Raw genomic sequence first — 13,903 nt, 5'->3', positions numbered from 1 at the left:
ACGCAGGGGCGTCAGCGAGACGCGTGATCGCGCCGGCAAGCGCGGTTGCATCGTCGGGATCGGCGAGAACAATTCCGCAATCGGTGCCGATAATCTCCGCGCCGCCCGCCGTGCTCGCCGTAATCACAGGCAGTCCCGCTGCCAGCGCTTCGAGAAGCGACAAGCTCATGGCTTCGTAACGCGACGGGAATACGAACGCATCGACGGAATGCATCAGCGTGGGCATGTTCTTCACCAGCCCCAGGAAATGCACCCTGTCCGCAATGCCCAGCGCCTTCGCCTGTTCAGGGTACGGACTGCCGGGCACGTAGCCCGCGACCGCGAGCTGCACGTTGGACGGCAGCTTCGTAAGCGCGTGCAGCACCGTGTCAAGATTCTTGCGCGGCGTGCGCAAGTCGCCCACGAACAGCAGCAGGCAGGCGTCGGCAGGCAGCCCGAACGACTTCCGGTCGCTGCCGGTGCTTTGCGCCGCGCTGAACGCGCTCGTGTCGACGCCGTTATAGACCACCTCGATTCGCTCGCCGGCCACGCCGTTCGCGCGAATCTCCTCAGCCACTTTCTCCGACACCGCCGCGATCACCTTCGAGCGCTGATAAGCCCAGTGTTCAAGCCGCGCGTTCACGCGGCTGTACACGACCTGGTAGGCCGACCACAAGCCGCCTGTCAGCTTGAACGGATAGTACGGACTGCGTACCCATCCGCCGTGGACAAAATGAGCGGTGTTGACGTCGGCCTTGATCCAGGAGATGAATCCGTTCACATGCAGCACATCGTATTCGTTGCGATGCGCCTTGAGCCATCGCGCCGTCTTGTACGCGAAGACCTGTTGCTTGATGAGCTTGGTGGGCCAGAAGCGGCCGACCTTGACGGAGATCCACCGAAGCCGCGACTCAGCCACGAGTTCCGGCGCGACATGCGATGCAAGCAGCGTCACCTGATGACCTTCGGCCAGCGCGGCGCGCGCGATCTCGTAGTTGACGCGGCCCTGCCCGTCGTTATGACGCACGACATGAGTGACGATGGCGATTCTCATCGGAGTGCCTTTTCAGGGATGGATTGAACGGAGAACTGATGACGGCGATGTTCGAGGCGCATGTGGTGACGCGCGGCGAGGACCGAGCACAGGCCCATGAACAGCAGCATGCCGCTCACGCCCAGGAACGTATTCGTGAACACCAGCATGGCGAGGTTCGCGATTGCGACGCTCAGCGCGGCCTGCGCGTATTTGTCGTCGCGCAGGGAAAACGACGCCCGGAACGCACGTGCCAGCAGCAGGATGAGACCGGCGAGATACATCAGCGAGCCGGGCCAGCCGAGCACGAACGGCACGTTCATCACGCCGCTGTCGAAGCTGCCGTACTTGCCGAGATCGCCGCTGGAGCTCGAGAGCTTGGTCGACGCGCCGGTCGCGCCAAAGCCCTCGCCGGAGACATCGGTAAAGGCGGTCTTCGCGAACGACGCGTAGAACTCGTTACGCGCGGCGTAGCTGTTGTCATCGCTGAGATTGGTCAGGGACTGCAGGCGCGCGCCCATCTTGTCCGCAATCGGCCCGAAGGTGAGCAGCGGCACGGAGAGCCCGACCAGCACCACCGCGCCGATGATGATCCGCACCCGCACCTTGTTGCTCGCTTTCAGCAGTTGCAGGACCATCGCGATCACCCAGCCGCCCCACGTGGAACGCACCATCGTCAGGCCGAACGAAATGAAGCCGACGCCGCCTGCCAGCCACCGCACGCGCTGGGTGCTGGCCATGGTGAACGTGAGCGCGGCCATCATCGCGAGCGCGAACGGGCCCGATGAATTCATGGTGCTGAATACCCGCACGCCAAGGCGCACCGGATCGCCCTGCGACGCCATCTGCGAACCGATCATCCACATGGCATCCCAGCTTGGCATCAGGAAGAATTGCACCAGGCCGTAAGCGCCCATGATCAGCATTCCCCAGATGAACGTATCGAGGATCACCTGGCGATACTTCGGGTAGTCGCGCGCGTTCACCATGATGTGAAAACCGATCAGCACGGGATATAGCCAGTTCGCGAGATCGTAGGTGGCCGCCAGTGGACCGTTTGCCATCACACCGATCAGGTACGCATACGTCACGCCGAAAAACATCAGCAGGATCGGCAAGCCGCGCCGTTCGGCGAGCACGCGGTAATGGCGCAGCACGGTGATGGCGGAGATCATCGTCACGGCCAGCGGCGCGATCTGGACCAGGCTTGTGGGTGTGAAGCCGCCCTTGCCGAAATCCGCTAGACGGCGTACCTCGGGCCCTAGGAACCACAGCCACCACGTGAAGCCGATATAGCGCGCCGGGCTTTTGAAGTACAGCCAGAGTCCGACGACGATCGCCATCGCCGGGAACGCCAACGTGAGCACGGAGCCCTGATGCGCGAGCACCAGCAGAAGGGTAATCGCCCACAAGGCGGCTTGCGGCGCCCAGTGTTTGGGTTCGTCGCGAAATAGGCCCATAAAACCCGAACGCTGTGGCTTGCTCGCGTTTTCGATCAGGTCGGTCAGGCTGCGCGGAAGGGGAAGTGAGCTCATGGGCTGGTTCTGCGCTGAGGCGCGGATTTGAGCCGCTCGGCGTGAAGTGCTTCGGACTGCCGTGAAGTCGCGGACGGCAACGTTGTAGCGACGCGCTTACGCAGGAACTCCTGCGTGATGTGCGCGTGCTGAAGCGCGAATTGGCGCGTGCTGTAGTCGCGTGCCGCGAAGTGACGGCTGGCCGCTTGCGCACGTTCAAGCGCGAGCGCGGGGTTCGCGACGATTTCGTCGAGCGCGCGCTGCAATGCCGGCACATCGTGCGGCGGCACATACGCCATATGTTCCGGTCCGAAGTAATCGCGCAGCGCACCGATATCGGTAACGATCAGCGGCTTGCCTAGCGCCACCGCTTCGAGCACGACCGTAATGCCCGATGCATGCGTGTTCGCGCGCAGCGGCACGACGATCACGTCGGCCCAGTCGTAGAGTTCGCGCGCGGCGGCCAGGCCCGCAGCGGGGGCAATCTTGACGTTATCGGCTGCCAACGCTTTCGATACGCGGCGCCGCGTCGCGATCCTGACGTCATAGCGCGGATCTTGCCGGAACGCCTGCACGAGCGATTCCCAGTCGCGATCGCGATCGTTGCCAATCGCGGCGATGCGCACCGGCGAGTGCGGTTTCCAGGTTTTGGGTTCTCGCAGCGGGAAGTCGCGCGGATTGATGCCGTAGTACACCTGACCAACATCACGCTTGAAGTGGTCGCGGGCGATTTGCGCGTTTTCACTGGCAAGCGTGGTGAGCACGTCGGCGCGCGCCAGCAGTTTCTTGTACGCCCACTTCCTGAGCGCGCTGTAGTGCGGCCATTTATCGAGGAGCCACACGCTCTGCGCGAGCAACATCGGCGTACCGCGCGCCCGGCCTTTCAGCAACAGGAGCAATGCCGCCGACAAATGCTCGTGTTCCGTATGTGTCCACACGGCGTCCGATTCAAGAATGGCTTCGCGATTGCGCCACGTATGAATGAAGTCGAAGCCGAGCACCTCTTTCAAGGCCCGCCGCGCCAGCTTCGTGACCCGGCCTTCCTTCGCGTCACGCGAATAGGTCAGTGTCAGCTCCGGGGACTCGGCATGGTGATATCCATACAGGCAGCCGATATTCTCTCCCGCCCGATAATGCCGCGGGTCCGCGCCATAAAACAGGTGCACATGGACTTTGGTCGGCTGCATAGGTATTTTCCCGCCGTTGCGCAAAGAGTTCGAAGGGTCCGAATGGTTCGACGACCGGCGTTTTTGGCGCGACACGCGGCTCATGCGGCTCATGCGGCCGTCGCGCTGTCGGTGCGATTGGCCTTGCTTTGCATCGCATGGGTATAGGCGGCGGGTTCGCTCAGCGCATCGCGACGCGCGTCGCGCGCACCCTGCCGCAAGGCGCGATAGCGCGCCCAGCACGCTGAATTTCGCGTACTGAAATACGCCAGCAGCGTATGTGCGAGGCCCGGCATTGCGCGGGTGCCGATGGCGCCGTACCAGACCCACGCTACGTGCCGCGCGAGCGGCGCCAGATGCTCACGCAGGATGAGATGCAGGTTGTACGCGTGGTCGGTAAGCGCGCCGAGCGTCTGCTCGTCGCGGCCGTTGTCGTCGAAGCGCTCGGCGGGAAAATGGTCCACCGCCACACGCGGGTCGTACACGAGCTTCCAGCCCGCGCGCTTCACGCTCAACGCAAACGACATGTCGTTGCAGACCTGGGCGCCCTTGCCACGCAGCCGCGTATCGAAACGCAACGCGCCCACGGCGGAACGCCGGTAAATCATGTTCGCGCCCTTGAGCAACGACACCTCGCGCGGCTCGCCCACGCCAAGATGATGGTTGCCGCAAATCGAGCCGTTGCGACGGATGTAGCCCACTTTCTCGCGCGATCCCGTGATCTGTGCGCCCCGCTCGAACACCCAGTCGCGGCCACCCAGGCCGCCGAGCAACGGATCGTTCGTGAAGGCTGCATCGATACGCGACAGCCAGTCCGGACGCGGCGCGGCGTCGTCGTCGGTGATCGCGATCACGTCGCCGCTCGCCGCTTCCAACCCGCGATTCAATGCGGCGACTTGGCCGCCCAGACCGGTCTCGATTACGCGCAGCACGAACGGATTGCTCGCGGCCAGCTCTGTCGCCAGCCGAACATGGGTCACCTCGTCTTCGGGCCGCGCGACGACCAGCACTTCATCTGCTGGACGCTTTTGCAAGCGCAACGCCGCAAGACAGCGCTTCAGATCGGCAGGCCTTTTGTACGTCGGAACCAGCACGGATATTTTCATCGTCGTCACCCCGTTCAAACGTTCAGGTATTCCTCGACCGCCGAGTAATGGCCGCGCTTGTATCCGCGCGAGCGCTGCGGCATGCCGTTCATGATTGCGCCGTGCAGCGGAATGCCCGCCGTGCGCAGGCGCCGGATGGATTCGGAGATCTCCGACTCGTTATGCGCACCCGAGCGCAGCACGAGGAAATTGGTGCCCGCGAGCTTGCCCATGATCGACGCGTCAGTGACCGCGAGGACCGGCGGGGTATCGATGAAAACGACGTCGTACACGCGGCCGAGGCCATCGAGATACTGCTGAAGCCGTGGCGACATCAGCAGTTCCGACGGATTGACCGGACGCTTGCCGGCAGGCATGAAGCTAAGCAAGGGCGTGCCCGTGCTGCGGATCGCCTGCTCCAGCCCGATGGTGCCCGCCAGCAACTCAGCCAGTCCGTTCGTACGTTCGATGCCAAAGGAGCGTTCGAGCTTGCCGCGCCGCATGTCGGCGTCGATCAGCAAGACCTTCTTGCCCGAGGCCGCGAGCAGCACGGCCAGGTTCGCCGCGAGGAAGCTCTTGCCAATACCGGATGCCGGGCCCGTCAGCATCACGGTGTGATTGCGCGCTTCCATCAGCGTGAATTGCAGCGACGTGCGCAAGCTACGCATGATTTCGACGCAGACATCGTTGGGACGAACCGCCGCGAGGATCGGCACAAGCTGTTCGCGGTCGCGCTCCGTGCGCTTGCTGCCGACATCCAGCTTGAGCTGTTCCACGCTCAGCGGCACAAGCCCGATCAGCGGCAAGCCGGCGAGACGCTCGACCTTGTCCGGATCCACGATGCCGTTGAACATCGCGCGGCGCGCGAAGACGAGGCCCGTGCCGAGGATCAGCCCGAGGATCACCGCCGCCGACATGATCAGCAATTTCTTGGGCTTGACCGGCTGGCCGGAGCGCAGCGCGGCGTCGACCATATGCACGTTGCCACCCGTCCCCGCCTTTTGCACCGACAACTCCTGCACGCGATTGAGCAGCAGTACGTAGATGTCTTCGGCGACCTTGGCGTCACGTTGCAACGACACGGCCTTCACTTCGGACGTCGGCAGATTACGGAAGCGATCGCCGAACGTGGCGCGCTCGGCTTCGAGCTGGCCGAGTTGTTCGCGCGCGGTGATGAGTGCGGGATGGTTGTTTTCGAAGCGCTGTTCCAGCGTCGCGATCTGCAACTTCAGCGCGGAAATCTGCGATTCGTAGGTGATGCTGCCTTCGAGATAAACCTTGGCTTCATCGCTCGCGTTGATCGAGCCGGACTGGCTTTGGTATTCGGTCAGTGCGGCTTCAGCACGTTCGAGGTCCCCCTTCAAGCGCGGTTGTTCGCTCGTCAGGAACGTCAGCATTTTTTGCGCATCGGCCTGCTTGCTTTCGATGTGCTGATGCAAGTACGAAGCGGCAAGCGCATTCGCGATTTGCGCAGCGCGCGCCGGATCGTTGTTTTCCAGCGAGATCTCAATCACGCCCGTCACCTTGCCCTGCTCCGCCACGGTGATCCCTGACTGGAACGCGGCGATTGCATCGAGGTCGTTGGCGCGCATAACCTTGAAGCGTGTGCCCGGACGCGCCACGAGTTTCGTGACGTTGATCGAGACGCCGTTACCCTTGGCCATCTCGCCCACTCGGCCTTCGAGCAGTTGCACGCCGTCCGGCGTAGCGATCGAATAGCGGCCGTTGCCGAGTACGGTCATCGCGAGCTTCACGCCTTCGAGCGGCTGCACGACTTCGACGGAATCGACCGTCACCTCTTCACCGCCCCATGCATAGGACGTCAAGCCGAGCCACGGCTTCGCTGGCTGGCCCGGAGTCGCAAGCCGCGCGGCCACGCTGCCGAGCAGCGGAACGGTATCCGGGGTCACGGAGAAGTTGAGCTTGCATTGCTCGACCACCGGCCCGACCACCCCACGGCTCTTGATGACTTCGATCTCAGCATCCGTTGGCAGCGCGCCGGACGTGCTGTTGATCGCGGCTCCCGTTTGCGTCTGCGTAAGCGCCTGCGACGTGTTGTCGGATTGCTCCACCCGCACGAGGGCATCGGCGGAATACACCGGCTTAGCGACATAGCAATACGCCGCTGCGGCGAGGATGACGACCACGGCAACACCGATCAGCCACCAGATATCGTCGAGAATCACCTGGAGGAGTTGTCCAAGGACGACGTCCTCTTCTTCGGTTTTTGCCAGATAAGAATGTGCTTGCGTGCTCACGATTCGATCCCGGTTAAGTTGGCGGATGAGATGTCTTGAAGGAAGCTCATCGCGTCAGTTGCTTCAAGAAGAAGAGGGTCTGCAAAGTCGGCAGGACCTGGTTGACCAGACGGTTGAACTGCACCGCACCGGACGTTCCGACGTACACCACGTCGAGCGGCTTGAGCTGGAACTGGGCAGCAAGCAACAGCGAATCAGGTTGCGTCAGGTCGAGCCGGAAAATCTCCGGACCGCTTGGCTTCGCTTGCGCGCCGCGCACCACGTAGATCTGCCGTGCGTTGGCGTCGGTGTCGAGGATGCCGCCCGATTGCGTGAGCGCGTCGGCAATCGTCAGGCGTCCTTTCAACATGGGAAGCGTTGTTGGCGCCTTCACTTCTCCCATGACGAACACGCGGCTATCGGTGCGGTCCGGCACGTTGATGATGTCGCCGTCCTGCAGCATCACGTTCTGGGACACTTCGCCGCGATCGAGCACCGCATCCGCATCGAGCGTGTAAAGCTTGCCGCTGCGCGTCAGGCGCACGCGCTGGAGATCGGCGTCGGGGTTCGTACCGCCCGAGCGCGTGATCGCGTCGACCAGCGAGATCGGCACGTCGCTGACCGCGAGCGGCCCCGGCACCTTCACCTCACCCGTCACCGAAACCTTCTGGCTGCGATACGCAAGCACGCGCACATCGAGCTGCGGCTTCTTCAGGTAAGGCGCCAAGCCCGCTGCGAGTTGATCGCGAATCTGGCCGATGGTCTCGCCCGCAACGTGGATCTTGCCGACGAACGGGAAGTAGATGGAGCCGTCCGCCGCGACCGTCTGGCCGTACGGATCGGCCTGTCCAGGCAATGCGGTGGTATACGGCAGCGCGAGCGCGCCTGCGACCGTCTGCGTGGTGTTGCCGCCAGCGGACAGCCCCTGCCCCTGCACGGTCGTCAGTTCCGGGTGATCCCACACCGTCACGCCGATGATGTCCTGCGGCGCCACGCGATACACGTATTGCGCCGGGTCGGCGAAACGCGCGGGCGGCAGCGGGAGTGCCGCGACAGGCGCATTCTGCTGGACGATCATGTCGGCGGAAATCAGGTGGACCGGATACGTCCCGCTCGGCGTTGCATCCGTGTCCGACAGACGCGACGTGTTCAACTGATAACCCGGTATGGTGCTGCATGCCGACATAAAGGTCGTCAGCAAAAGAGCCGTTAAAAGCGTTGAAGCAAGGGACCGATTCAGCATATTTTGTTTAGCCATCCATGAACCAGACGTTCGATTAGCCTCACGCTTTCGCGATAGGCAACTTCATGGCCGCCATGGGGATCGGCCACTTCAGAGTCTTCCCACTTGCCAAGCAGATGGACCTTGCCGTGAGTCACGGGGTCCATCTTTTCGATCGTGGCGATTTGCCTTCTTTCAGGCACGAGAATCAGGTCGGCCGAGCGCGCCATGCGCCGGTCGAAGCGGCGTGCGGTGTGTCCGGAGGTATCGACATCGCGTTCATCAAGCAAACGCCGCATCACCGGATCGATACCGTTGCCGTCTTCTGCATGCAGGCCGGCGGAAGTGAATTCGATTGCTTTCACTTGCGTGGCCCACGCCGACTGCGCCGCAAACCTGCCGAGGCAGGCGCGGAACAACATTTCAGCCACTGGGCTTCTGCAAACGTTGGCGTGACAGACAATCAGGACGCTTTGAAACATGAGCCGGGTGTCGGCGGGCGACGCATAGCGAAGCGTCGGTTCTGCCCGCCCGGCTGTCCTGCTGCGCGCCTCTTCTTGTATGAGACTCAAGCGTCGACAGTCACTTTCGTTACGTTCGGTACGTTCGCTACTTGCCGTATGCCCCGTCCAATCGCGTGATACTCCACGCCGATCTCGTTCATCGTGTCCGGCTCGTAGAGGTTGCGGCCGTCGAAAATCAGCGGTGCTTTCAGGCGTCGCTTCATGCCGTCGAAGTCCGGACTCTTGAACACTTTCCACTCCGTCACGATGACCAGCGCGTCGGCGTTATCGAGCGCTTCGCTGTGTTCTTTGGCGTACGTCAGGCGTGCGAGTTGTTCGGGCGCATCGTGCAGGTCGAGCGCAAGCACACGACGCGCTTCGTCCACCGCAACCGGGTCGTAGGCGGTGATCGTGGCGCCACGTTCGAGCAATGCCTTGATCAGCACGCGGCTCGGTGCATCGCGCATGTCATCGGTGTTCGGCTTGAACGCCAGGCCCCACAGCGCGAACTTCTTGCCGCGCAGGTCTTCGCCCAGGCGCGCGGTGATCTTGTTCGTGAGCGTCTGCTTTTGTGCTTCGTTCACCGACGTAACGGCTTTCAGGATTTCCATCTGCTCGTCGTATTCGCCGGCCGTTTGAATCAACGACCGCACGTCCTTCGGGAAACACGAACCGCCATAACCACAACCCGCATACAGGAAGTCGTAGCCAATCCGCGGGTCCGAGCCGATACCCCGGCGCACCGCCTCGATATCCGCGCCCACACGATCCGCAAAGTTTGCGAGTTCGTTCATGAACGAGATACGCGTGGCGAGCATTGCGTTGGCCGCGTATTTGGTGAACTCGGCCGAGCGCACGTCCATGTAAAGCGTGCGTTCGTGGTTGCGGTTGAACGGCGCGTAGAGGCGCTTCATTTGCTCGCGGGCACGTTCGCCCGGCACGTCGTCGTCACAGCCGAGCACGATCCGGTCGGGGCGCGTAAAGTCGTCCACCGCCGCGCCTTCCTTCAGGAACTCGGGGTTCGATACGACCGAGAACATGTGTTGAACGCCACGCGCGGCCAGTTCTTGATCGATGGCCGCCTTCACGCGCTGCGCCGTGCCGACCGGCACCGTCGACTTGTCGACGATGACCTTGAAGCCATTCATGTGGCGGCCAATGCTGCCGGCTGCCGCCAGCACGTATTGCAGATCGGCGGAGCCGTCTTCGTCGGACGGCGTGCCCACGGCGATGAACAGCACTTCGCCATGTTGGACCGCAGCCGCGACGTCGGTGGAAAACGTCAGGCGTCCCGCCGCGCGATTGCGTGCGATGACTTCCTGCAGGCCCGGTTCGTGGATCGGCACGCCGCCGCCGTTCAGGATCGCGATCTTGCGTTCGTCGAGATCGAGGCAGAACACGTTGTTGCCGATGTCGGCCAGGCACGCGCCGGTCACGAGGCCGACATAGCCGCTACCGATGATGGTGAGATTCATAGCTCGCGCTCCAGGTTGGCGATATCAATTAATAAGCGTTGGCACCGGCGAAGCCCTTCCAAAGGGTCATCGCGACGATCTTCATGTCAAGACCGAAGGTCCAGTGCTGCATGTAGTACAGATCGAGCTTCACGCGGCCCATCATCTTTTCGATGCGATCCGTTTCCCCGCGAAAGCCGTTCACTTGCGCCCAGCCGGTAATGCCCGGCTTGATGCGATAGCGGAACATGTAGCCCTTCACGAGATCCTTGTAGATGTTGTCGTGTTCGAGCGCATGCGGGCGCGGCCCGACCACGGACATCTCGCCCTTCAGCACGTTGATGAACTGCGGCAGTTCATCGAGGCTCGTGCGTCGCAGGAAGGCACCCACGCGCGTCACGCGCTTGTCGCCCTTCTTCGCTTGCGTCACGTGGCCCGGCGTTTCGACGTGGACTTTCATCGAGCGAAATTTGTAGATCTCAAACTCGTGACCGTCGATACCCTTTCTCTTCTGCTTGAAGAACACCGGTCCCCGCGACGACACCTTGACCGCGACCGCAAGCGTGATCATCAACGGCGCGAGGGCTAGCAAAACACCCGCTGCGAACACGCGATCGAACACGCGTTTGGGCAGCACCGAGAGGTCCGTGATCGGCGATGCCGCGAGGTTGATCGCCGGCACGCCTAGCAGGTCCACCACCGCGTGGTTGAAGAACGACAGGCTGCGCACGTCCGGAATGAAGCGGATATTCACGAAGTCATGGCGAAACTCAGTGACGATCTGGTGAATCTTCGACTCCTGCGCGATCGGCAACGCCAGCCACAGTTCGCGGATCGCGCGGCCGCGCACGAGCAGCGTGAGATCGGCGAGATCGCGCTTGACCGGCACACCGGCCAGTTCGGCGCTGGCGAAGGTTTCATCGAATACGCATACCGGGCTAAAGCCTGCTTCGGGACGGCTGCGCATCTGTTCGATCAGGAACTGGCCGTAAGGCGCCGCACCGACGATGGCGACCGCTTTCTGGTTGAACCCTTCGCGACGAAGCGACTTGAGCACGGCATGGACAACTGCCTTCGAGATCATCAGCAACGCGGAAGTGATCACACCCCAGTACAACAACCACAAACGCGACAACAGGTCCGAACGATGCAGGCTGAACGTCAGCAGCACGCCGGCACCTTCGACGATCAACCAGGCAAGCGTCACGCGCCATAGCAGGTCATAGACCGGCTTGCCACGCCACGACCTATATATCCGGAACGACGGGAACGTCATGATCACCAGCACGCAATTGAACGCGAGCAGCGTGCTTTGCATGTCGTCGAGCCACACCAGATTTTGCGCATGTATCGAAGCGGCCAGGAGCGCGCCCAGCGCGACCACGGCAATGTCGATCATTCTGGAAAGCACGCTCAACATAGTTGACACCTCGGGTGGAAGACACGGTTCGTATGCGGCTCGCCTGGACCTTGCAGGACGAATAAGCGAAAAGCGCCGTTGCCTTGTTACATACCCCTATGAGGCTTGAATTTAATTCAAGCTGCAATCGCAAAATAATCGACTGTTTTATTCACGGAATTTTCAGCTTTATTTTTTGATTTGATTTTTCCGGAGCCGCTGAAGCATCTCTCAATGCGTACTTTTTTCCGGCCTTTCCAACTCGTCAGAAATTGCCTCGTCGCCCTACCAGCTAAGCCTTGTCGCCTCGTTATTTACATTTATTTTTTGGTGAAAAATATTAGAAATTAAGAAAATAATTCATTCCTTCATTAAGATTACATTCTATTTAAAGATTGATTATGAAGATATGCGTCGACATTATTTTCCCAATTTTTGATTTATCCGCCAATTACTACGTGATAAAAATTGGACTATCCGATCACGCAAAAGGAGCTTCTCGTCATGACCGCTTTCGACACGGCACTAATCAGCGATCCCGTCTCGCCTGTCACCACCGAAACCAGGCTGCGAATCCAGCCGGTCATCCTGGCAGGAGGCTCGGGCACGCGACTCTGGCCGATGTCGCGGGAGCAATTCCCGAAGCAGTTGATCGGGTTGGTCGGCGAACAGTCGCTGCTGCAATCCACGGCCCAACGCCTCGATGGCCTCACCTACGGCGCTGCTCGCGTAGACGAAGCGATCATTGTCTGTGGCGAAGATCACCGGTTCCAGACCGCGGACCAATTGCGCGCCGGTGGCCGCCGCGCGAACCTTGTACTTGAGCCCACGCCGCGTAATACCGCGCCGGCGCTCACCGTCGCTGCAATGCACGCGATGGCGAATCAGGAAGACTCAATTCTCGTGGTCATGCCCGCAGATCACGTTGTTACGGATACCGAAGCATTTCACAAGGCAATTGGTGCTGGCGCGAAATGCGCTGAAGAAGGCGCTATCGTGACGATGTGCATTGTTCCGACGCATGCGGAAACGGGCTACGGCTACATCAAGATCGGTCAGTCCATGCCCAGCTCGGGTGCGTGGCAGCTCGAAAAATTCGTCGAGAAGCCGCACCTCGAATTGGCGCGTCAATACGTGAGCTCCGGCGAATACTGGTGGAATGCGGGGATTTTTATTGTTAGGGCGTCTGTGTGGTTGAAGGCTATCGCGCACTTCCAGCCTGCGATATATGCCGCATGCCGCGCGGCCTGCGACGGCGGCACGAGCGATGGCGAATTCTTCCGTCTGGACAAGCAAGCGTTTGCCGCGTCGCCCTCGGATTCGATCGACTATGCCGTGATGGAGAAGCTCGCCGCCGACCCGAGTGTGTGCGCTGGCGCCGTTGTTCCGCTCAACGCGGGCTGGTCCGATGTCGGATCGTGGGACGCGATCTGGAAGGTGTTGCCGAAGGATGGAGAAGAGAATGTTGGGCGTGGCCGGGTGATGTTCGAGGGTTCGTCGTCCACGTATGCCCATTCCGAAGGACGACTGATTGCGTGCGTGGGAACGCATAATTTGGTGGTCGTTGAAACGGCCGATGCCATTCTCGTTGCCGACAAGTCATCTGTGCAGGACGTGAAGGCGATTGTTGGACGGATCAAGAAGGAGCATGGCAAGGAGGCGGCGGATCATCGGAAAGTGCATCGCCCGTGGGGCCATTACGATTCCGTCGATAACGGCGAGCGCTTCCAGGTCAAGCGAATCGTGGTGAAGCCGGGCGCGCGGTTATCGCTGCAGATGCATCATCACCGCGCGGAGCATTGGGTTGTGGTGCGGGGCACGGCGTTGGTCACGCGTGGCACTGAGACTTTTATTCTTGCCGAGAACGAGTCGACCTACATTCCGATTGGCGTGAATCATCGGCTGGAAAATCCGGGCAAGATGCCGCTCGAGATCATTGAAGTGCAGTCGGGAACGTACCTGGGCGAAGACGATATTGTGCGGTTCGATGACAAGTATGGCCGGGAATAGCCTCGTGGCGCGGTTCGGAGGGGGCGGGGTTCGGGGGTGAGTGTGGGGCTAGGACAGGGTGCTGCTAGCGGTGAGTGTGGGGCTAGGATTGAGTCCTTCTGCTAGCGTGGTCGTTCTGCTTAAGTAGTATTTTCTTGCTTATTTCTGTTAGCCCCTGTCCGGGGCGGGACTTCATTTCTTTGCAAACGCGCAAAGAAACGAAGCAAAGAAACGCGTTCAAACCGCGAATACCTCAGTGTCGTCGTTGCCCATTTCAAGTTTTTGGCACGAACGTAGCGCGGCCCCAAATACTTAACCCGCA

General features: G+C 61.2%; 11 protein-coding genes. 1 reads left to right on the top strand and 10 read right to left on the bottom strand.

The genetic code is table 11. From position 1 onward, the window contains the following. From WCA53_RS05865 to WCA53_RS05825, 9 genes are all read right to left on the bottom strand, one after another. The coding region (locus WCA53_RS05865; protein ID WP_423906819.1) for a glycosyltransferase family 4 protein at positions 1–1,033 on the bottom strand (1,033 nt) is incomplete at its 3' end. Then, positions 1,030–2,472, bottom strand: a complete 1,443-nt coding sequence (locus WCA53_RS05860) for a glucose-6-phosphate isomerase (RefSeq protein ID WP_423906823.1) — start codon at positions 2,470–2,472, stop codon at positions 1,030–1,032. The genes WCA53_RS05865 and WCA53_RS05860, both read right to left, overlap by 4 nt. Before the next feature lie 71 nt (positions 2,473–2,543). Beyond that, the gene (locus WCA53_RS05855) at positions 2,544–3,713 is read right to left on the bottom strand and encodes a glycosyltransferase family 4 protein (protein ID WP_423906816.1); all 1,170 of its coding nucleotides are present in this window, start codon (positions 3,711–3,713) and stop codon (positions 2,544–2,546) included. 89 nt (positions 3,714–3,802) lie between these two features. After that, the gene (locus WCA53_RS05850) at positions 3,803–4,798 is read right to left on the bottom strand and encodes a glycosyltransferase (RefSeq protein ID WP_423906813.1); all 996 of its coding nucleotides are present in this window, start codon (positions 4,796–4,798) and stop codon (positions 3,803–3,805) included. Between the two features lie 14 nt (positions 4,799–4,812). Next, positions 4,813–7,038, bottom strand: coding sequence for a polysaccharide biosynthesis tyrosine autokinase (locus WCA53_RS05845; RefSeq protein WP_423906821.1), 2,226 nt, complete (start codon positions 7,036–7,038; stop codon positions 4,813–4,815). A 43-nt stretch (positions 7,039–7,081) separates the two neighbouring features. Continuing rightward, complete coding sequence (locus WCA53_RS05840; protein ID WP_423906811.1) at positions 7,082–8,257, bottom strand: polysaccharide biosynthesis/export family protein; 1,176 nt, start codon at positions 8,255–8,257, stop codon at positions 7,082–7,084. Further along, positions 8,251–8,718: a low molecular weight protein-tyrosine-phosphatase gene (locus WCA53_RS05835; protein WP_423906809.1), complete on the bottom strand. Its 468-nt coding sequence runs from the start codon at positions 8,716–8,718 to the stop codon at positions 8,251–8,253. Before WCA53_RS05835 ends, WCA53_RS05840 begins: the two co-directional genes overlap by 7 nt. A gap of 86 nt (positions 8,719–8,804) precedes the next feature. Beyond that, positions 8,805–10,214: a UDP-glucose dehydrogenase family protein gene (locus tag WCA53_RS05830; protein WP_423906807.1), complete on the bottom strand. Its 1,410-nt coding sequence runs from the start codon at positions 10,212–10,214 to the stop codon at positions 8,805–8,807. A 28-nt stretch (positions 10,215–10,242) separates the two neighbouring features. Beyond that, positions 10,243–11,613 carry an undecaprenyl-phosphate glucose phosphotransferase gene (locus tag WCA53_RS05825; protein WP_423906805.1) on the bottom strand — a complete coding sequence of 457 codons (1,371 nt, stop codon included), beginning with the start codon at positions 11,611–11,613 and terminating at the stop codon, positions 10,243–10,245. 483 nt (positions 11,614–12,096) lie between these two features. On the opposite strand from WCA53_RS05825, the gene WCA53_RS05820 reads away from it, so the two are divergent. Beyond that, complete coding sequence (locus WCA53_RS05820; protein WP_423906802.1) at positions 12,097–13,602, top strand: mannose-1-phosphate guanylyltransferase/mannose-6-phosphate isomerase; 1,506 nt, start codon at positions 12,097–12,099, stop codon at positions 13,600–13,602. Between the two features lie 119 nt (positions 13,603–13,721). Here WCA53_RS05820 and WCA53_RS05815 read toward each other — a convergent pair. Further along, positions 13,722–13,903, bottom strand: a 182-nt coding sequence (locus WCA53_RS05815) for a hypothetical protein (RefSeq protein ID WP_423906798.1), incomplete at its 5' end; no start/stop codon positions are given.

This window comes from Caballeronia sp. (genome assembly GCF_049581465.1).
Classification (GTDB): domain Bacteria; phylum Pseudomonadota; class Gammaproteobacteria; order Burkholderiales; family Burkholderiaceae; genus Caballeronia.
The sequence above is the reverse complement of the archived record's forward strand: the minus strand, read 5'-3'. Positions and strand labels throughout refer to the sequence as shown.